The sequence below is a fragment of the Hyunsoonleella jejuensis genome (genome assembly GCF_900111025.1).
GTDB classification, from domain to species: Bacteria; Bacteroidota; Bacteroidia; order Flavobacteriales; family Flavobacteriaceae; genus Jejuia; species Jejuia jejuensis.
In genome coordinates, this window is the sequence record NZ_FOFN01000003.1 from 578,199 (window position 1) to 599,872 (window position 21,674).

Genomic DNA, 21,674 nt, shown 5'->3' on the forward strand with positions numbered 1-21,674 from the left:
AAAAATGGTATAAAGCGTAAAGCGGAAACTATTTCTTCATTACATCAGCAATACCTTTAGTGTCTGCAAATTGCTGAAATGATACTACTTTACCATCTTTAATAGTCCATAAATGTGCCATCTGTAAGTTCATTTTGGCTCCGTTCTTCTTGTATTTAGCATCATACCGTCCAGTAACCAAAACCTTGTTGTTAGTCATTTCATGGTATTCCAAATCGGAGAGTTTCCAATATTCCCAATCACTCATTATTCTTGAAAAAACACCTTCTAATACAGCTTTAAAGCCTTTATACGGATTGCCATCTGCGAAGGGAAAATTTTCGGCTTCATTCCAAATTAAATTTTCATCCATTATAGCTCCAACCGCATCTATATTACCCGCCGCAAAATCGGCATAAAGTTTTTGAATAATAGCCGTATTATCAGGATTTAAAAAAGGATCGATTCCTAGCTGTCCCATAAACTCTAGATTATCCATAAAATCTTGTTCTTGGGCAATTCTGCCATCCTTCATTTTAACTATGGTAACACCGGTAAGATCAACGTCTTTGTTTGTTGCTGGCATACCAAAAAATTCACCAGTATTTTTACCTTTAAAATGCCAGTGCTTAACCATATCATTGCCTTGGCCAAATATGTTTTCGATGGTAAATTCAACATCGGAAAAACCCGTTGTAAAATTAGAATAATAAGATTTAAAGTTTTCGATACCCACAACGTTTTCAGGGCTTGAAACAAGTGTGATATTCGGATCAAAATTAGTGTCGTTAATCAAATCAAGATCTCCGTTATTTATAATTTCATCCCAAACATTGGAATACATAGTTATGTTTTTTTCTAGTTGAGCGTCTTTACATGACATTGAACTAAGCAATAATAGCGACAGAAAAAATTTTAGAAAGCTTTTCATTGGTGTTTGGTTTTAGTGGTTAGTATTTTTATGCTGTATTTATGCGAAGAAGTCCGTCTTTGAAGACGGACTCTTTTATATCTTAATCTTTTAAATATTAATTAGACAGTTCTTTATTAAGTCTATACATGTAAGACCAATCCGAGGAAATAGATGCCTTCAATTTGGCTCTTAGTGCATCTGTTTTTTTCTTTCCATGGGTTTTTTCATATACATCCCAAACCCCCTCTTCATCTTTATCTAATTCAGCAAAATTTTTATAAGGAACGCTTATAAAATAATCGGCTACCTCTGGCGCTCCGCCTATTACACTGTACCAATAGCCTCGTCGGTCTCCTTCAGCTTTTTCAATGGTTGAGGATATTTCTTTAATACATTCTCTAAAATCTGAAGCGTAGTTAGTTTTTACGTTCCAAACCCAAACTAATTCAGTGTCTTCCGGGAAAGCAGCTTTTCTACTTACATTCGGGACAGATCTGGCAATGTTAAAATGGGAGCTTTTAACATGAGGCATTATTAGATTTACTACAATCATTCTACACTCTTTTCCAGCCTTATCACCATCTTCATCCATTTCGGCCCAATTGGCCATCCTGCCTGAAATTGTATAAACTGTTCCTTCTCCTTGAACACGACTCCACATGTTCCAATTGTCCTCACCTTCATTGTTTATGTAGCATTCTTTCCATGCTTTAACTCCCGCGATAAACTGTGAGTTATGACCTGGTTTTACGGTGATTTCTGAAAGTGTTAATAAAAACGAATCGTCATTTTGTGAAAAAATAAATAGGGGCATTAGTAAAAATAATAGCAATAGTTTTCTCATAATTGGTTGGTTTAAATTAATATATAAGATGTTGGAACTATTCCAACACAGGTTTAAAATATTAATTCAGGGCATTACTATTAAAATTCTTGCTACTTGAGAGAGATGAATTGATACGATTTTTTAAAATCTGCTTTTTAAATATAATGTTTTTTTTAGAATTACAAAGGTTTGTTGAATGTTTTCATGAATAGGACAACAATAGAAATCACTAAATTTGATAGAACACCTTAAATTGTTCTAGTTTAAACCTACTTTTCCTTTAACAGATTCAAATAATTTTTGAGAATTAAAACCTACCCCTTCCTTAAACACAATTTCCATATTTCGTATGTTTTTAATATCGGTTTTTAAATCGCCATCAATTAAAATAATATCAGCAAGCTTTCCCACTTCAATGGTGCCTATGGTATTTTGCTGTTCCAAATAAGTAGCACCGTTTAGCGTACAAATTTTTATGACATCTTCTAATGGAAAACCAGCCTCAACTAAAATTTCAATGGTACGTTGGTTGGCGTATCCAGCAACAGTTCTTCCTGCACCTGTAGGATCTGTTCCCGCGACTAGTTTGCCACCTTTATCATAAAAGCGTTTTAACCAAATAAGGTTTTTATTGAATCTTTCAAGCGTTAAGGAATCTTTTCCGATGCTTCTATCATAAATATATTTCACATCTTTTAAAACTTCAGGAGTTACCGCACTTTCACCACCGCCAGGAATTAACTCTCTGTTAGTATATGGTTCAAAAACATTTGGGGTGGTTGTAATTGTAGTACCATTTTTAATTAAAATATCAATTAATCGGTTTATTTTATCACTATCAACAGGTTCAGTAGTTAACGACGTTCTAGCATTAAACGGATCGCAAATATCTTCGTCTTTATCTTCATCAAAATCTGTGGATGCCATAAAACCATGTTCTAAATTATCTATTCCTAGGTTAGAAGCTTCTTCATAAGTAACAGAACATAAATGCCCTGTAACCTTAAACCCGCGTTTGTGGGCTTCTTCAAGACAGACCTTCATATCTTCTTTTGTAACATTATTATACAATTTAAAAGAGGTAACACCTCTGTTTGCCCAGTAGTTTACCATTTCAGAAACTTCTTTGGTATCTTTTATAAAACCTAATTCCGCAATTGGAGGGCCTTCACGTTCTATAAACGGACTGGTAACGTCCATTTTTGGTCCCGTCATTTTACCTTCAGAAATCCATTGTTTTACGTTTAAATCCGATTGTGGTTGTATGCTCCCTGCGGTTCGCATGGTAGTAACACCACCTGCCAAATAAAGCCTGGGAAAAGTAAAAGTCATTTGCCCTACACTAAACCAATTTTCAAAGAATTTTGTGTAAAATAAATGTTCGTGTAGCATCACTAATCCTGGAATAACTGTTTTTCCAGTGCCATCAATAATCAACGCATCTTTGGGGATTTTCAATTTTGAAACATCTCCAACATCAAGGATACTTTTATCCTTAATGATTAGGGTTTGGCGCTTTTTTATAGCGTTGCCTGTACCATCAATAACTGTAACGTTTTTAATGGCTACCGTAGAAGTATCAACACTAATAAATTGTTTCACCCGAGGAGAGAATTCTTGCGCCGTAATTCTTAAAACGCATAGTATTAGAGTTATAACTAAGATTAATTTTTTCATATTTAAAGAGTTTCTAAAGATAGCTTAACCACCATTTATCCTTGTTTTTAGCTTTATACGTCATGTAAGATTTACTAGGGAAATAAAGCAGTGTAATTACAAGTATCCAAACTAAATATACAATAAATAAGGAATAACCGTAGTTTAGGAGTTTAGCATTTCTGAAAACATCGCGCGTAAGAATCATGTTTGTCCAATCTCCCCCAAAAATTAAAATACCAATTATAGCTAATATGTGGATTATTATAATATGAAGAAAATAATAGAATAGGGGCACTCTTCCGAATACCAAGAGAAAATCTGTTATCCTGTTTTTTATACCTTCGATAGCATATAAAAATAATAAAGCAGGCCCCAATGTGATGAGTAGATAAGCTAAAGATGGCGGATATTTAGTCACCTTAAAAAATGAAAGCACTGTTTTTGTTACTGTATCTTGAGCGGACCATGGTACCAAATCTCCATAACTATTGATACCTCTAATAATAAAAAATAGTACGATGCATGATGCACCAAGCCAAATCAAATATTTTTTTCTTCTTTCAGCATTAAAGTCCTTTTTATAGAGTGTTCCGAAACAATAACCAAGAGCTATAAGTCCAAACCAAGGTATTATAGGGTAGGCGAAAACAATTGTTTGAGCACCAAATGAAATCCTCTCTCTTTGATGTAGGATATACCATATAATGGATTTAAAGCTTGAGCCTTGCAGTACGATACTATCAAGTAAATTATGACCTGCAACCAAAATAATACCCAAAGCCAAAATACCTTTAATCGGCATATAAATAGCAAAGGCTAATAGTATCATACATAAACCAATAGCCCAAATAACTTGTAAAACAATTAAGCTGTAGGTGATATCAAATTTCCAAACAAAATTATTTACAACTATAGCGAGAAAAACTAACCAAAATCCTCTGGTAATTAGAAATTTGAATAACTGTGTTTTCGTTTTTTTTGAGCCGTATAAATAAGCCGATGTACCAGCTAGAAAAATAAAAATGGGTGCACAATAATGGGTGATGAATCTGGTAAAAAATAAAATTGGCGTAGTGGTTTCTAAATCAGTTGGATCCGTTAAGAACGACCCGTAGTGAAAATAGTCTCTTGTATGATCTAAGGCCATTAATACCATAACTAAACCGCGGAGGATGTCTATGGATTCTATTCTTGTTGATTTTATTATCGACATAAATTATTTACGAATTATTGTGGGTTTGAAATCGTTTAAAGGTAAAAAAAGCATTGTCAAACAAGCTATGCGATTCACTTTAAATAGCAGGCATATCAGTAATAGTTTTTATCATTAACTAATTCAAATATCTTCAAACGTTATGTTTTAAGACTATTTATTTCTATTACTGATGCTGTTTTAGAGTAATGCCTGCATAACTATTGTTTTTAATCTTTAATAACTTGTGGTGTAACCAAAACATGGTCTAAAATACTAAAGCTATCTACCTTTTTCCTGTGGGTATCGAAACAGATAAATTTCATTAATAAGGCCATAATTAATGGTGGTATAGCTATAAAAAGGAATACATGTTCCCAAATAAAGTATGTTTTTAGTACACCTAGTAGCGTAGCCCCTGCAGCTCTTCCCATATTAGATAGTGCCATGTAGAGTGTAAATTGTGTAGCCGCAACTGTTTTCCAACACAATTGCATTGCAGATGCGAAAACAGCAATACATAAAAACGTGTATAATGTGTAATAGCCGACAATAAATACATAAATAAAAAGATTGTTGTTCCAAAAATTACTCACAAAACCAAAAGCAGCTATCAATATTGCCACTACAGTGAGGTATAATAGTAGCATTTTCATCTTTCCAAAGTAGTCTACTAAATAACCGCCAATAATCATTCCTAAAATACCGGCAACTATTGAGGAAATTGAAAATACTTGTGAAAATGCCGTATTGGTCCAACCTAATTCTTGAACAGAAAAAATAGGGAAAAGTGTGTCCATTAGCCCGTACATGACACCTATTATAAAGGATGCAATACCAAAAACTAAACTTGCCTTTAATTTTACAACTCGGTAAAGACTCTTTAAAATTTTTGACCAACTTCTAAGTTGTGTTTGTTTAGAGCTAATATTGGCTTCGCCTTTATTCCATGGCATCGTTTTTTCTCCTGGTCGCTCGGTAAAATAAATAGGTACTATCATAATCAAAGCTACTGCAATCGATAACGATGATATGGCAGTTGTAAATCCGAAAGCGTTGATTAAGGCCGTTCCTACAACTAATGACACTGAAGTACCAATGGTTTTAGAGCCCCACATTAAACCATTTGCTCTAGCTTGTTCTTTTTCTGGAATAACATCTACAGCCATTCCATCAGTTGCTACATCTTGAAATGCTCCAAAAAAACTAATTAGGAACCCAATGATGGAAAGCCCATATAAATTATCTACTGGGTTAGGGATAAAGCCAATACTTAAAAAACTTAAGATTAATCCAGATTGTCCTAAGATTACCCAAGGTCGTTTTCTACCCATAGGCAAATATGTAAACCTGTCCATTAAAGGCGCGAAAATAATTTTGAAACTCCATGGAATTCCTATTATCCCAATGAATGAAGCTATTTCTAATGGCGATTTTCCATTCATGGCTAACCACGCTGGTATTGCAAAAAATATAATGCCTTCTGGGATGCCTTGGGCGATGTATAACACAGAAAATGCGAAGTAGCGAAGTTTTGTATTTGACGTTAAGCTACGCTTTCTAGATATGTTTGTGTTTTGTGTTAGCATAATAAAGTACAACTATTGGAGCAATATATTTTTATCGCTCTCTACATTTGATATTAAAAAGTTTAAAACTGAATTTCGTTATGTTGCCTTAATTAATACTTTGGAAGTAAATTTGAAATCTCAAAAACACTAATCCAGTAACATATCATAATCTGAATATTAAGTTCATAGTGTTTCCGAAATTTCAGGTTGGTTGGTTGAGCGTTATTAAGTTTAGTTGTTCCTCGATTACATCATACTTAAATCTTTTTCTAAGGTGTATATATAACTTGAGTAACTATCCATTGATGCCCTAAACTTGTTTCTAAGTTCTTCTGTTTTAGATTTTCCATGAACACTTTCGTAAACTTTCCAAACACCATCGTTCTCCTTATCTAGTTCGGCATAACCTGCAAAAGGTGTAGATACAAAATAAGTTGAGCCTTCACCTGTAAGGTTACGATACCAAAAGGCGCGTTTATCACCTTCTTTACTGCTAATTGCAGAAGTTATACCCTTTATAACCTCATTAAAAAGCGTACTATTTTTAACTTTAAAGTTATACACCCAAACGAGAGCCATGTCTTCAGCAGGAGTTTTTCTGCTATATTCTGGGATAGATTCTGAAGTAGTGTATTCAACGCTTTCTACAAAAGGAATTACTGAGTTTAGAGCAATGGCTCTACAAGCCTTTCCAGCATCATCTGACACTTCCATTTCTGCCCAATTCTTGAGTCTTGAAGCCATAACGTATTCGTTGGTTTTTCCATGTTGGCGGTGCCATACATTCCATTTACCTTTCCCATCATTGTCTTTGTAGCACTTGTTCCATTTTTTAACACCGTCTACAAAATTGGAATTATGACCAAATTTTATGGTGAAGGTAGATAAATCCATTAAAAAGCTTTCGTCTTCTTGCGCTAATGCAGTTTGAAATATTAGCACTAAACAGGTTGCTAATAGGATGGTTGATTTTTTCATAATAAGAATATTTAAATGGTTAATGATAAATGAATTCTGGTTTAGAATTCTTTAACCAAGTAACTTATTACCAATCTAGAAAACTAGTAACATAGGACGAAAAGGCTCTTTTTTTATCCGAAGCATAGGATTTCCTTATCAAAAGAAAAGTAGTAATTGAAAACATTTTATATTGTTTGTAACCGTTTTAACAACTCTTCTTTTAAGGGTTTGCTGATTGGAATTGCTTTTTTTCCGATAACGACATGGCTATTGGCAACTTCATCTAGCTTAGAAATATTAATGATATAAGAACGATGTACACGAAGAAAATGTTTTGAAGGCAGTTTTTCATCCATATCCTTTAGCGTCATTACTAAAAGATACTCTCTATTTTTTGAGTGTATGCGACAATAGTTGCGTTCTGCTTCAATGTAAAGCACATCAGTAATACTTATTTTTACCATCGAATTTAGGTGCCTAACAAAAATACTGTCACTTAATATTAGAGAGTCGCCAGAAATAGTCTCAATTTTATTAGCTGGTTTTTCTTCAGATGAGATTTGACTTAGTGTTAATTCTATAGTACGTTGTAAATCAAGCTTTTTAAAAGGTTTAGCAATAAAGCCGTAGGGGTGTGTTGTTTTTGCCCTATTAAAGTGTTCATCATCAATATTGGCCGTTAAATAAATAATAGGGATATTATGGTTTTTTTGCATTGCCTTGGCGGTTTCTATCCCGTCTAGTGTGCCTTTTAAATTAATATCTAAAAGTAATATATCCGGCGTGTTTACCTCAATTTGTTTTAATGCGTCTTCTCCTCTCGGTACAATGCCAGTAATTTCATAGCCCAATTCAGTGAGCTGTAATGAAATATTTGCAGCAATTACCATTTCATCTTCAACAATTAGTATTTTGGTGTTTTCGCTCATTATGCTGCCGTATCTATTAGAAAATCAAATTCAACATAAGTACCTTTTTCTGTTTTTTCCGTCATTTTACCATTAAGTTGTTGGGTTAGTAATTGTACTAGTTGAGACCCAAATCCTGTACCTTTAGGCGCAATATCCTTTTGTTTTCCAATGCCATTATCGGATACTTTTAGTCTTAAGCGATTCCTATCAAATTTTTCTAAACTTATAGAAATTTCGCCTTTTTCATTTTCGGGAAATGCATATTTAAGAGCATTCGTCAATAACTCATTTACTATCAAACCTATAGGTACTGCAGTATCAACATCAAGGTTTAAATTGTCCATGGCACATTTAATTTTCACCTTATCCTCAGCATTAAATGTATCTAAAATCCCTTCGCTTAGATTTAAGAAATAATCTTTCATTTCTATACTGCCCAAGTTATCACCTTGATATAATTTTTGATGAATAATACCCATAGATTGTACTCTATTTTGACTGGCAATCATGGCTTCTCTAGTTGCCGAGTCCTCTATTTTGGCAGACTGTAATGCAATGAGACTTTTTACCATTTCTAAATTGTTCTTAACCCGATGATGAATTTCTTTAAGTAACAATTCGTTTTCTGCATTTTTAGCGCGTATAATTTTTGTTGCCTTTTTATTCTTATTAAAAAAGTATAATAGTGATAAAAGTAATAAACTTAATAGGAGAGCTACAGCAATGATTAAACTCTGTGTTTTTGTTTTTTGATCTAACAATAAAGCTTGAGATGCTAATGCTTCATCCTTTTTCTCGGTTTCATATTTTACAATTGTTTCGGCCTTAATGTTTTCAATTTTACCTTCAAGATTATTTACGGTATTGGTATGCGCTTTATTTTGATAAAGTAGTGCATTTTCAAAATCACCAAGTTTTTCATAACATTTAGCTAAATCCTCATATTGCGTAACAATAGATGTTTGCCCTTTACTTTCATAAGCTTCAACTCCAGCAGAAAGATGATTTAAGGCTTTTTTGTAGTCTTTTTGCAGTAAATATATCTGTCCTATTTCAGTTCTGTAGGTTGCGCAACGCTCCTCGCCAATATTAGCGGTACACAATTCCCAAGCCTTTATAAAATCTTTTAAGGCATTATTGTAATCTTTAGCTTTTACATAAACTTCGCCTCGGTATGAATGTGCCCTAACAGGAATGAATACTTCTTCAGCCGCTTTGGTTTTTACAATTTCTAAGCAGTAATCAGCTGCTTTATATGCTTTTTCGAACTCGCCCAATTCACCATATCCTTTAATTAAACTAAATTGGGCAATTGCTACCGATGCAAAGTTTTCAGTTTTTTCTAGTATTGGAATGGCTTTATTAATATATTCTATAGCCTTTTTAGGTTCTTCCATAACTTCGTATAGCACACCAAGAGTTCTGTATGCGCTGCCCAAACCAGCTTCATCTTCCAGTTCTTCATAAAGATGTATGGCCTTAAATAGAACATCTTGAGCTTTATCTAGTTTACGAACATTCATGTAGTCTATAGCTAATGTTCTGTAGGTACCCGCAATTTTCTTTTTATCTTCTATTTTGATATAGTTTTCCAGTGCTTTTTCTGAATGATGAACTATAGAATCTGGCGAAAACGTGCCGTTATAACCATGCCAATTTGCAATTTCTTCATGAACTTCTGCAATAAGCTTGGGGTTGTTGGTCTTTAAGCTACGGTTTAAGGTAAGCAGTGCTATGGAATGGAAGTTATCTAAATCTTTTCCAGTATATGCATTTTTGCGCATCCATGATAAACAAGAATCAATAGGTTGTAGGTTTGCACTTTCGAGATTGAGATTATTGGATTGAGAGTAAACAGCACATATTAAAAAAAATGCCACTAGAGTAGAAAGGGTAATCTTTATCATATAAGTCTTTAACGGTTAGGATTAAGAGACTCAGGGAGATTTTAAAGATATAAAAAAAAGTGTTACTATTTTGAGTAACACTTTTATTGTTTTTAAACTGCCGAAGCTTTTTCTTTTTTCTTTGAGAAATCAACTTCAACTTGATTATGGATAATATCATCAAAAGTTTCGCGCTTTCTTATTAAATGCGCTTTGTTGTTATACCATAACACTTCGGCTGGTCTATATCTAGAATTATAGTTGCTCGCCATAGAGAAACAGTAAGCACCTGCATTTTTAAATCTTAAAATATCACCTTCATTAATTTCGGTAATACGTCTATTGTTCCCAAACGTATCGGTCTCGCATATGTACCCTACAACAGAGTAGAAGCGCTCTCGACCGCTGGGGTTCGAAATATTATCAATCTCATGGTGCGAGCCATAAAACATTGGTCTAATTAAATGGTTAAAACCAGAATCTACTTGTGCAAAAACTGTTGAAGTGGTTTGTTTTACTGCATTTACCTTGGTTAAAAAATGACCAGACTCGCTCACTAAAAACTTACCAGGCTCAAATGCTAAGGTTAAATCCTTTCCATATGTTGCGCAGAAAGCGTTAAATTTAGACGATAATTTTTCGCCTAACTCTTCTATGTTGGTTTCAATATCACCAGATTTATATGGTACTTTAAAACCGGAACCAAAATCAATAAACTCTAAATTTTTGAAGTTTTTAGCAGTGTCAAACAGAATTTCGCTGGCGTATAAAAATACGTCGATATCTAAAATATCACTACCAGTATGCATGTGAATACCATTAATAGACATTTTGGTGTTTTCTACAATACGCAATAAATGAGGTATTTGATGAATAGAAATACCAAATTTAGAATCGATATGCCCCACAGAGATATTGGCGTTTCCACCCGCCATTACATGCGGGTTTATTCGTATACAAACAGGAGTGTTAGGGTGTTTAGTTCCAAACTGTTCTAAAATAGATAAATTATCAATATTTATTTTAACGCCAAGTTTTGCAGCTTTTTCAATCTCATCCAACGATACACCATTGGGTGTGTATATAATTTGTTCTGGCTCAAAACCTGCAGCTAAACCGAGCTGTACTTCCTGAATAGAAACGGTATCTATGCCCGCTCCCAGATTTTTAAAAAGTTTTAATATAGAAATATTGGATAATGCTTTAACCGCGTAATTCAACTTTAATTTTTTCACGGCTTTAAAAGCAGTAGTTAGTCTGTTATATTGCGATTCAATTTTATCGGCATCATATACATACAAGGGACTTCCAAACTCGTTTGCAATTTTTAATAATTGGGCGTTTTCCATCTGTTTTTTGATAATTTCGGACAAAGATATTTCTTTACTGCAAATAACATAATAATTACCACTAATTTATTACAAATTAAACATTGTGTTAATTATTTAACAATTAGAAAGAGGGATAAATTTTAAAATAAAGGCAATACTGCATTAATTATTAGAATTATTACATGTGATTATTTACTTTTGCTAATCTTAAAAAGAAAGCACAAATTATGAATTTACACGAATATCAAGGAAAAGAAATATTAAGCAATTTTGGTGTACGCATTCAACGTGGTATAGTTGCGCAAAATGCTCAGGAGGCTGTAACTGCTGCAAAACAGTTAACTTCAGAAACAGGAACAAGCTGGCACGTTATAAAAGCTCAAGTGCATGCTGGTGGACGTGGTAAAGGCGGTGGTGTAAAACTAGCAAAGAACCTAAATGAAGTAGAGGAGATTGCAGGACAAATTATAGGAATGAATCTTGTGACGCCCCAAACTTCAGCTGAAGGTAAAAAAGTGCATCAGGTATTGATAGCTGAAGATGTTTATTATCCTGGAGAAAGTGAGACAGATGAGTTTTATATGTCTGTACTTTTAAACCGTGGCACAGGTAGAAATATGATTATGTATTCTACCGAAGGTGGAATGGATATTGAAACCGTGGCAGAAGAAACGCCGCACTTAATTTTTACTGAAGAAATAGATCCTGCAGTTGGTTTGTTGCCTTTCCAAGCAAGACGTGTAGCTTTTAATTTAGGGCTTTCAGGCTTAGCATTTAAAGAAATGACAAAATTCGTTTCTGCTTTATATACTGCTTATGTAAAGTCTGATGCTTCTTTATTTGAAATTAATCCAGTGTTAAAAACAAGCGATAATAAGATTATGGCTGTTGATGCTAAAGTTACTATAGATGATAATGCGTTATACAGACACAAGGATTATGTAAATCTAAGGGATCTAAGAGAAGAAAACCCAATAGAAGTTGAAGCTAAGGAAGTTGGATTAAATTATGTTGACTTAGATGGTAATGTGGGCTGTATGGTGAATGGTGCAGGTTTAGCAATGGCTACTATGGATTTGATAAAGCAAGCAGGAGGAGAGCCAGCTAATTTTTTAGATGTTGGCGGAACTGCTGATGCTGCAAGGGTAGAGGCTGCGTTTAAAATTATTTTAAAAGACCCAGCTGTAAAAGCCATTTTGATAAATATTTTTGGAGGTATTGTACGTTGTGATCGTGTAGCGCAAGGTGTAATTGATGCTTATAAAAACATGGGTAATATAGAAGTGCCTATTATCGTAAGATTACAAGGTACCAATGCGGATATAGCTAAAGAATTAATAGATAATTCTGGGTTGGACGTTTTAAGCGCTACTGAATTTCAGGAAGCCGCTGATAAGGTTCAGGCGGTATTATCTTAACTTCATTCTGAAATACCGTAATAAATTCCGGAATTTTCAAATGATATAAATAAAAAGAGCAACTTTAATCGTTGCTCTTTTTTTGTTTTCTATTTTCCCCTCTCGGTGTCGATTTCTCTTTGGAAGGCATTGGTCCTCTCAAATGAATAACCAAGCCATTTAAAAAGTTCCTGAGGATTTGGTCACCACATTCCACATACTTCGGGTGGTCTTCGCGCCTAAAAAACGCACCTAATTCACTTTTAGAAATTCTAAAATCTACCAAGGAGAGAATCTTCACGATATCATCGTCCCTTAACTTCAAGGCTACTCTTAGTTTCTTTAAAATATCATTATTCGTCATACTTAAAAATTTGGAAGGTTGGTATTAATGCATTTCATCGATTCTACCTTGGCAAGAACCTATTTCTAGCGTTTTTTTTCTATTTCCAAAGATACCGTAAAAATTGACTTATAAAACTTTAATTTTTCACTGAAAAACTATATATAAATAACTAGTAATCAAACTTTTAAAATTGTTTTTAATTAAAATAGTCACGTTTTGTCTAATTGTTAACATGCATTTTTTTTAGACCAAAAAAAAGCACTGGTGATAAAACTGATAAAATAGCCGATAAATGACGATTGGTTTTTCGATAAGTGGTGCTATATCTACGATTAGTAAAATATCTTTCTGTGTAAATTTATACTATAAAATTATTACCCTCAACGAATGATTAATAGAATTGAAAAATTGAGTCTTTTATCTGAAATGATCGCTTTTGCGAAATATGATAAAGACATACAGGATATTGAATACAACTTCTTGCTTGGAGTAGCGAAACAATTAGATATTTCCCGCGAAGATTTTGATTATTTAATTAATCATCCTATAAACTATACACATTTAAAATCTCATAGCGAACGAATTGTTCAGTTCCATAGATTAGTGTTACTAATGAATATTGAGCAGGAACACGGAAGCAATGCAGCATCTGCAGGAGTAATAAAACTTTACAATTTTGGATTACGAATGGGCTTGAGCCATGAATCCATTTCTAAAGTATTATATTTAATGGAGAGTTTCCCAAATAAAATAGTACCACCAGATGTTTTAATAGATATTTTTAAAACACAGTATAACTAATTAATGTTGACAAAGGTAGGTCGTTAATCGGCTGATTTTTATGAAAAGCTAAAAGTTTAGACTTTTAGCTTTTCTAATTTATCTTGGTAGGATTTAATTTCGTCCCTGAGTTGCGCCGCTATTATAAAATCCAAAGCTTTTGCAGCTTCTTCCATAAGTTTGCGTTTTTCACGAATTTTCTTTTCCAGTTCAGGTTTAGTCAAATAATCACTTTCGGGTTCTGCAGCCCTTGCTGCTTCTAATTCATAACTATAAGTGCTAACTGAATTTTTTGCTAATGCATTATCTAAACTTTTATTTAAAGCCTTTGGTGTAACATTGTGTTCGGTATTATACGCAATTTGTTTTTCGCGTCTATAATTGGTCTCATCGATAGTTTTTTGCATGCTGTTTGTTATTTTATCAGCATACATAATGGCTTTGCCGTTTAGGTTTCTTGCAGCTCTACCCACGGTTTGGGTTAGCGAACGGTTAGAGCGTAAAAACCCTTCTTTATCGGCATCTAAAATAGCCACAAGAGAAACTTCTGGCAAATCTAAACCTTCACGAAGTAGGTTTACGCCAACCAACACATCAAAAAGGCCCTTACGTAGATCTTGCATGATCTCTACGCGTTCTAAAGTATCTACATCACTATGAATGTAGCGGCATCTTATTTGAATTCTATCCAAATATTTTGTTAATTCTTCTGCCATTCTTTTAGTAAGTGTGGTGACCAAAGTGCGTTCGTCTTTTTCAACCCTAACCTGTATTTCTTCAATCAAATCATCAATTTGATTTAAACTTGGGCGTACCTCAATAATCGGGTCTAGTAATCCTGTTGGCCGAATTACTTGTTCCACATAAATACCGTCCGTTTTTTGCATTTCGTAATCAGCAGGTGTTGCACTTACGTAAATCACTTGATTTTGTAATGCTTCAAACTCTTCAAACTTTAAAGGGCGGTTATCCATGGCAGCAGGCAATCGAAAGCCATACTCTACGAGATTTTCCTTCCTACTTCTATCGCCACCGTACATGGCATGGACTTGAGATATGGTTACGTGGCTTTCGTCAACAACCATTAAATAATCATCTGGGAAATAATCTAACAAACAGAAAGGTCGTGTTCCAGGTGCCCTACCATCTAAATATCTAGAATAATTTTCGATACCAGAACAATAGCCCAATTCTCGAATCATTTCTAAGTCAAACTCGGTACGCTCCTTTAGGCGTTTAGCTTCTAGATGTTTGCCAATCTCCTTAAAATAATCATGTTGTTTTACAAGGTCATCCTGTATTTCCTTAATGGCGCCTTGAAGAACTTCAGGCGATGTTACAAACATATTGGCAGGATATATATTAAGCCTATCGTATTTTTCAATAATTTCATTTGTTTGAATATCGAAGGACTCAATATCTTCAATCTCATCACCAAAAAAATGGATACGAAATGCGTCGTCGGCATAACTTGGAAAAATATCTACCGTATCACCTTTTATTCTGAAATTTCCATGGCGGAACTCTGCTTCAGTTCTAGAATATAAACTTTGCACTAACTGATGTAATAACTGTGTCCTAGAAATTTCTTGGTCTCTTATAAGCGTAATGACATTCTTTTGAAATTCAATAGGGTTACCGATACCGTACAAACAGGACACGGAAGCTACGACCAAAACATCGCGTCTTCCTGAAAGTAAAGATGATGTGGTGCTTAAACGCATCTTCTCGATTTCTTCATTTATCGAGAGGTCTTTTTCAATATAAACTCCAGATGTTGGAATGTAAGCTTCTGGTTGGTAATAATCATAGTATGATACAAAATACTCAACAGCATTATTAGGAAAGAATTGTTTAAATTCTGAGTACAACTGTGCTGCCAGCGTTTTGTTATGCGCTAAAACAAGGGTGGGACGTTGTACCTCTTGAATTACATTGGCCACCGTAAATGTTTTTCCGGAGCCAGTTACGCCTAAAAGCGTTTGATATTTTTCCCCTGAAGTTATACCTTCAGAAAGCTGTGTAATAGCTTCGGGTTGGTCTCCAGTAGGACTAAATTCTGATTGAATTTTGAATTTCATTCAGCAAAATTACGGAAAATATGTGGTTATCTTTTTAGTGTAAAGTGTCCCATAAACGTTCTTCCGTCTTCAAGATATACTTTAAACCAATAGTCATCGGTAGGCATAAGTTGCCCATTATACGTCCCGTTCCACCCGTTTGATGAGGTTAGTAGTTGTTTAATCAACTTTCCATAGCGGTCGTATATATAAACGGTGCTGTTGCCTTGTGTATTTGCATTAATGCCTTTTATATTCCAAGTGTCGTTAAAGCCATCTCCGTTAGGTGTAAAGAATCTAGAGTATCCAATTACAGAAATATCTAATGTAGAAATTCCACAAATAGGATCACGCACGTAAACGGTATAAAATCCAGGTTTTACTCTGTCAAAAAATGGGTCACTTTGATAATTAATGAAATTAGAATTTTCTTCTACTAAAGCATAATCATAATTTCCGTTTCCAAGATTTGTGGGATCTATAGTTACAGAATTATTTTCAGAGATATCAACTATGGTAACATCATTTAAGGTAATAGTGGCCTGTTCTGAGGCATCAACAAAAATTTCCCTTGATCGAGAGCAGCCTGTGCCATCAGTTTTTGTCAATCTTATGGTATATGTTCCAGGATTAGAAACATTTATGCTCCTATCATTAGATATGAACTGATTTGTACTGGTTCCGTCCAAACTTGTCCATAACCATTCATAATCAAATTGTTCAGAAGAATTAGCTTCAAAAGGTTCTAATGTAATTTCAAAAGTTGGATCGGAAGAACAGACTATTTGAGGCGATATAACTGAAAACTGGGGAAGTGGATTTACTATTAGTTCGATGGAAGTAGATGCAAAACACGTTGTGTTGGCTGGATTATAAACTTCTACAGTTATAGTTTGATTTCGAGAAACCAGTGGATTTGGTAGTGTTGGACTATTACTTACAGATGCGCCATTTTCGTCGATATAATTATAGTAAATCTCCATACCAGTTTGAGCACCTACTATGATATTTGTAAATGTTGTTGTATCAAATGGATAAAAACCATCATCATCGATATCTCCACTATTTCCATCACAAACTATTTGTGCAGAAATAGGGTTTGCTATAGGTTGTGTGTCAACTACAAATTGCACTGTCGTTTCATCATAACAAGCGCCATCAGGATCTAGGGTAGTGTTATTGGTAACTCTTACAGTAATCGTTTGGTTTTCGGAAATAAATATAGGCTGAATAGGGCTTGTTACGGGGGTGCCATCGTTGTATTCAAGTGGATTTCCAGCATTATCAAAGTATGAAATAGTAACACTAGAGGGGTTTTGACCATTAAGCACATCAGACTCTAAACTAGATGTATCAAACGGATGGCTTAACACAGCATCTGTAACATCAAAATCACATTGAGGTGCAATGATAACTGGATGCGCCACAGGCAATGCTTCAACATTTAGTAGGTTCGAAAACTCTTCTAATCCTAAACAATCGTTGCCTAAATCACTTTTCACCCTAACCCAAATGCTTTGCATATTAGGGGAATTAATATTTTCATGATTAGCTATATCTGTAATTTCGTTAGTCTCTAGCTCTGCATCTATTTGACTTTCATAAAAATGAACGCTTACATTTATAGTATTAAATATGGAGTTTGAAATTTCATCTCTTATAGAACTCATATTAAACGTTGCTATTCCATCGCGATTATCTATGCCGTCATCGCACTGATATAAAGGTGTTGGTGTATAGGAAGCTAAGGCAGCACTGCTAGGATTTACTTCTAAGGTTATAGGTGTTACTCTGTAACATCCATTTGGATTCTCTACTCGAATCCACTTAGTTTCAGCTGTAAATCCTAATGCATCTTGATATGCTTCAGGTGACACAATGGGCATAGATGCACTTTCTGCATCTACCTGCGTTTCATAATAGGTAAATGTTAAGTTTTCACTTAGATAGTTTGGATTTATTTCGGTTTTAATCTCATCTAAAGTAAGATTGAAAAAGGCTTGCCCGTCGTTACTATCGTCATCGCATTGGGCATAGGTGTTTGGCGCATTCACTTGAGGTAGACTAAATACTTCTATTTCGAAAGAAGTATCGGCAAAACAATCCGTAAATACATTATTTGTTACCCTTGCATAAATGGTTTGTAAGTTAGCATTTGTATTATTAAAAGCTGTAGGTGTTGCTATTTGATTCGTATATGCTGCATCCGTAAAATAGGTTATTGCAAAATCTGTTTGAGATTGTCCATTAAGTATTTCTGTTTCCCTTTGTGTAATATCAAAAGTTATAAAACCGTCTGTATCCGTTCCTACTGAAGTATCATCACATTCTTGAATTCTTGGAATATCAACTGAATTGGCTGGAAATGCTGAGTCGTATACTTCTAAATTGAAACTTGAGCTTGCATAACAGGTGGTATTAGTATTGTTTTCAACACGAACATAAATGGTCGTGCTTCCTGTTTCATAAGGGCTTGTAATTACATTTGCATTTGCGTTAGCATCAGCTTGTGAAATATGATATGTGATGGTTACGTTTGCTTGAGTACTAATGTTATTGTTTTGGCTTAATAAATCAAAAGGCATGGTACCGTTGTTGTCATCATCACACAATCGTATGTCAGGAGCGGTATTAGCTATAGGCATTTCTATTACCGTAAGTTGCATAATGTCAGAATATATGCCACAACTGTTGCCATTTCTATTTAAAAAAGCTCTATAAAAATTACCGTTAAATGTAAGTGGTGTATTGGTGATAAGCAAACTAGCTGTTTGCGAATCGCTGTAAACGGCATCATCTATAATTGTGGTCCAATTTATGCCATCGCTAGATATTTCCCACTGGATGGAATCGAAAGTAGCAGATATTAAGGAGATATTATTATCTGAGGTCTCACAAACTTCTAAATCAGTAGGCTGCGTTGTAATAATTATTGGAGCTGCATCTAAGTAATCACTATTAGGTATTGTGTAGCCATCCAAAGCATTATTCACTGTGCCATTCACATCAACCGTTGGGGTGTTATCGCCTAAATAATCATCACCATTGGCGTCTGAAAAACCAGCTTCGATAACATCGCTACAGTCATCACCATCACTATCAGCATCAATATATGAGAAAATAGAATCGTTGTCTAAATCGTTTAACGTATATCCAATTTCATTACTGTCTGGTGCTGTTTCTGCAGCATCGGCCCAACCATTTACTCCGAAGGTTGGTCCGTCCTCAACGCCATTTAAATCTGTATCAGAAAGCAGTCCTAATTGACCTGTCTCAATTAAATCTGTGATACCATCATTATCACTGTCCAAATCGTAAAAATCTAATATCCCATCGGCATCAGTATCTATAGGACTCAAGGCCATGTCATAAATATCATCCAAGCCATTAAAGTCATTATCAATGCCTGAAAGCGCCACTAAAGTCCCTTGGTTTTCAATAAAATCGGGAATACCATCATTATCACTATCTAAATCAAATTCATCTTTCACGCCATCATTATCATGGTCTTTTTTGAAGCAAGTAAGCCCGATAATTCCAGAAAACATTGATGTGTCAACCATGTTTTCTGATTTATGATAAAGCATAACACTATTAACTTGATTAGCAAAAAACTGAAAAGGCGTATTGCCTGTAGGTGTGTTGTTAACCCTAAAACGTATTTCAGACCCTGAAATTTGTGTGATTCCCGACTCATAAATGCCATCAAAATTTGAATCTACAAGTAGTCTGTCGTCTGGATCCACGAGTGTAACATTTTTATTTACAGGTGTTATTCTAAGTACATAATACTCAACATTTGAAGTAGTATTTGTAATAGAAAGATCTTCCTCAATTTTTACATTTACGGGTTCTGTAAAGTTTAAATCATAACTATTTTCTCCACTTGCAGTAGATGGAATACTACTGGTAAAGGCACCCGAGGCACTTCCAGCAAAAGTATTTGTAGCTCCAGAAACATTACTTTGTGTGAAGTTGCTACTTACAATAGAGTTATTAGTTGTGCCATCTTGAAACTCTAAAATGGGATTGTTAATGGCTATTAAATTGATATTTACATCACCTCTTGATTCATCACAGTTTACGATACCATCGTTATCATTGTCTATGTCTAAATTATCAATAATACCGTCGTTGTCTCTATCATCAGGACAAATGCTTACGGGGACTTCAACAGATTCTAAAGTTTCACCGGTGCAGGTTATGATACCAATTAATTTGTATCTAGCAGGCACAGTTGGTGTAATGGAAGGTACGTTCATTGCTAACGACTGAAACCCAGAACCATCATCATAAAACCATTCGTAGGTATCAAAATTTTGTGCATTTGCAGCTTCTAAAGTAACATTTGGTATGCAGTTGCCTAATGTGGCAAACTGCAAATCGAAATTTATCTCAGGTGCAGATGGAAAACCAGAATAAAAACTACCAGATGTTGCAGCACCATTTACATTAAAGTAAGCTACATAAAGTTCATCGTCTCCTTGTACAGAAACATTATTGGTTAGTCCGGTGATTTTATAAGTAACGTAATCAGGTTTGCCATTCACGGCACTTGGTCCAATAGCTGAGAAGTTAGATAATGGTAGATTATTTACTGTAACAGTTGCCCCTGTTTTAGTAACTATAGAAAGCCCTCCATTGTAAATGGTGCTTCCAATATTATCTATGTTCGCAATGTTATTGATGTTTCCTCTAGTTTCACAACTTAAAGGCGGAACAAAAAACATCCCTTGATTTGCTTCAGACGTAGAACCTACACCTTGATAAGCAAATACATCTTCCGATGCTTCTACATACATATTTCCGGCAGTATTAAACTGATCGCCTTCAATCAAATAATAATCGCCAGCATTAATAGTAGCAACAGGAGGGTTTCCATTAATACTTATAGTAGTACCATTAGAATGGGCAACAATTAACACATTTTCCCAGGCATCATTGCCTTCTCCTTTTACAAAGATGTATTCTTTTCCAACTTTTGATAGTCCTGCGATTTGGTCAATCCCATAATCTCGTCCTCCACCAGCAGCAAAACTACCGTTTGCAGAGCCACAATTTACAACTATAGGTTTGTTTGAACTTACTAATGTGCCAATTAAACCATCTCTATTAACTAAGGCATCAAAACTATTGGTGGCTACAGTGTAGCTTTCGCCCTCATCTAAAGTAACATTAATGGGCGTTGGCCCTGTGTAATTTTTAATAATTAAACCAACTGGTAAGTCGCTGAAATTTACTTGCGTGTCATCCTCAGTTGCCATTACCGAAACAAAATTTAAATAGTTACTTTGTGGATTGGCATTGGTGTATGAACCAACTCTAAAAGTTGTACCTAATGCTGATAATCCTTTACTAACCAATGCTCCGGCTTGTGCTCCGCCACCAGCATTCATACGTACGGAAACATAAATAGGTGCATCTGCCTCTATTATATAACCTTTATTGTTACTTACTGTACTTGTTTGTGGTGAGGGTATGAAAAGTTGACCATTACCACTACCTATTGAAATTTGTACAGGTGCGGCGTTTGATACTGCTCCCGTAATATAGTTAGCAGGAGGTTGCCCTACGGGAATAATGGTATATGGCACGTTGCCATTATTTGGCGTAGATAAATATATATATTGATCTTCAGGATTTGCATTACCAAATTCCGCACTCGTTAATGGCGGTATGTAGTGCTTTTTACTTAATTGAGCAAAGCCCTTTAAAGTTGCTAAAACGATTAAGCAAACAAGTAGTTTCCTTAAAATACGGCTATTAATCATCTAGTTCTTGGGACAATTATTTTTTATGCCTAAATATATTACTTTTAAATATATAAGACTTAAATAAACGGCTAAGGTTTAATTTTTAATGT

14 protein-coding genes are annotated in these 21,674 nt (G+C 34.7%); 2 read left to right on the forward strand and 12 right to left on the reverse strand.

Going from position 1 to position 21,674, the window contains the following annotated elements:
* Window positions 1-28 precede the first annotated feature (28 nt).
* From BMY39_RS15115 to lysA, 9 genes are all read right to left on the reverse strand, one after another.
* Window positions 29-823, reverse strand: a complete 795-nt coding sequence (locus BMY39_RS15115) for an ester cyclase (protein ID WP_218141010.1) — start codon at window positions 821-823, stop codon at window positions 29-31.
* A gap of 184 nt (window positions 824-1,007) precedes the next feature.
* The gene (locus tag BMY39_RS12375; protein ID WP_143064776.1) at window positions 1,008-1,736 is read right to left on the reverse strand and encodes a hypothetical protein; all 729 of its coding nucleotides are present in this window, start codon (window positions 1,734-1,736) and stop codon (window positions 1,008-1,010) included.
* A 240-nt stretch (window positions 1,737-1,976) separates the two neighbouring features.
* Window positions 1,977-3,395 carry an amidohydrolase family protein gene (locus tag BMY39_RS12380; RefSeq protein WP_092580087.1) on the reverse strand — a complete coding sequence of 473 codons (1,419 nt, stop codon included), beginning with the start codon at window positions 3,393-3,395 and terminating at the stop codon, window positions 1,977-1,979.
* A gap of 13 nt (window positions 3,396-3,408) precedes the next feature.
* Window positions 3,409-4,590 (reverse strand): acetyltransferase domain-containing protein, encoded by a 1,182-nt coding sequence (locus tag BMY39_RS12385; RefSeq protein WP_092580089.1) that lies wholly within the window; start codon window positions 4,588-4,590, stop codon window positions 3,409-3,411.
* Between the two features lie 209 nt (window positions 4,591-4,799).
* A complete protein-coding gene (locus tag BMY39_RS12390) occupies window positions 4,800-6,158 on the reverse strand; it encodes an MFS transporter (RefSeq protein WP_092580091.1) in 1,359 nt (452 codons plus the stop codon).
* A 228-nt stretch (window positions 6,159-6,386) separates the two neighbouring features.
* Window positions 6,387-7,118 carry a hypothetical protein gene (locus tag BMY39_RS12395; protein ID WP_092580093.1) on the reverse strand — a complete coding sequence of 244 codons (732 nt, stop codon included), beginning with the start codon at window positions 7,116-7,118 and terminating at the stop codon, window positions 6,387-6,389.
* Between the two features lie 167 nt (window positions 7,119-7,285).
* Window positions 7,286-8,029, reverse strand: a complete 744-nt coding sequence (locus tag BMY39_RS12400; protein ID WP_092580095.1) for a LytR/AlgR family response regulator transcription factor — start codon at window positions 8,027-8,029, stop codon at window positions 7,286-7,288.
* Complete coding sequence (locus tag BMY39_RS12405) at window positions 8,029-9,918, reverse strand: tetratricopeptide repeat-containing sensor histidine kinase (RefSeq protein WP_092580097.1); 1,890 nt, start codon at window positions 9,916-9,918, stop codon at window positions 8,029-8,031. The genes BMY39_RS12400 and BMY39_RS12405 overlap by 1 nt, the downstream gene beginning before the upstream one ends.
* Before the next feature lie 92 nt (window positions 9,919-10,010).
* Window positions 10,011-11,246, reverse strand: coding sequence for a diaminopimelate decarboxylase (lysA, locus tag BMY39_RS12410; protein WP_092580099.1), 1,236 nt, complete (start codon window positions 11,244-11,246; stop codon window positions 10,011-10,013).
* Window positions 11,247-11,455: 209 nt separating this feature from the next.
* Between lysA and sucC the strand changes: the two genes are divergently transcribed.
* On the forward strand, window positions 11,456-12,646 hold the full coding sequence (gene sucC / locus BMY39_RS12415; protein WP_092580101.1) for an ADP-forming succinate--CoA ligase subunit beta: 1,191 nt from the start codon (window positions 11,456-11,458) through the stop codon (window positions 12,644-12,646).
* Between the two features lie 64 nt (window positions 12,647-12,710).
* Here sucC and BMY39_RS12420 read toward each other — a convergent pair whose 3' ends face one another.
* Window positions 12,711-12,989 (reverse strand): DUF1456 family protein, encoded by a 279-nt coding sequence (locus tag BMY39_RS12420; protein ID WP_092580103.1) that lies wholly within the window; start codon window positions 12,987-12,989, stop codon window positions 12,711-12,713.
* A 369-nt stretch (window positions 12,990-13,358) separates the two neighbouring features.
* On the opposite strand from BMY39_RS12420, the gene BMY39_RS12425 reads away from it, so the two are divergent.
* A complete protein-coding gene (locus BMY39_RS12425; RefSeq protein ID WP_092580105.1) occupies window positions 13,359-13,772 on the forward strand; it encodes a hypothetical protein in 414 nt (137 codons plus the stop codon).
* Between the two features lie 56 nt (window positions 13,773-13,828).
* On the opposite strand, the gene uvrB is transcribed toward BMY39_RS12425, so the two are convergent.
* Both uvrB and BMY39_RS12435 read right to left on the reverse strand, forming a co-directional pair.
* On the reverse strand, window positions 13,829-15,832 hold the full coding sequence (gene uvrB / locus BMY39_RS12430; RefSeq protein ID WP_092580107.1) for an excinuclease ABC subunit UvrB: 2,004 nt from the start codon (window positions 15,830-15,832) through the stop codon (window positions 13,829-13,831).
* Window positions 15,833-15,858: 26 nt separating this feature from the next.
* Window positions 15,859-21,582, reverse strand: a complete 5,724-nt coding sequence (locus BMY39_RS12435) for a T9SS type B sorting domain-containing protein (RefSeq protein ID WP_092580109.1) — start codon at window positions 21,580-21,582, stop codon at window positions 15,859-15,861.
* Between the last annotated feature and the right edge of the window lie 92 nt (window positions 21,583-21,674).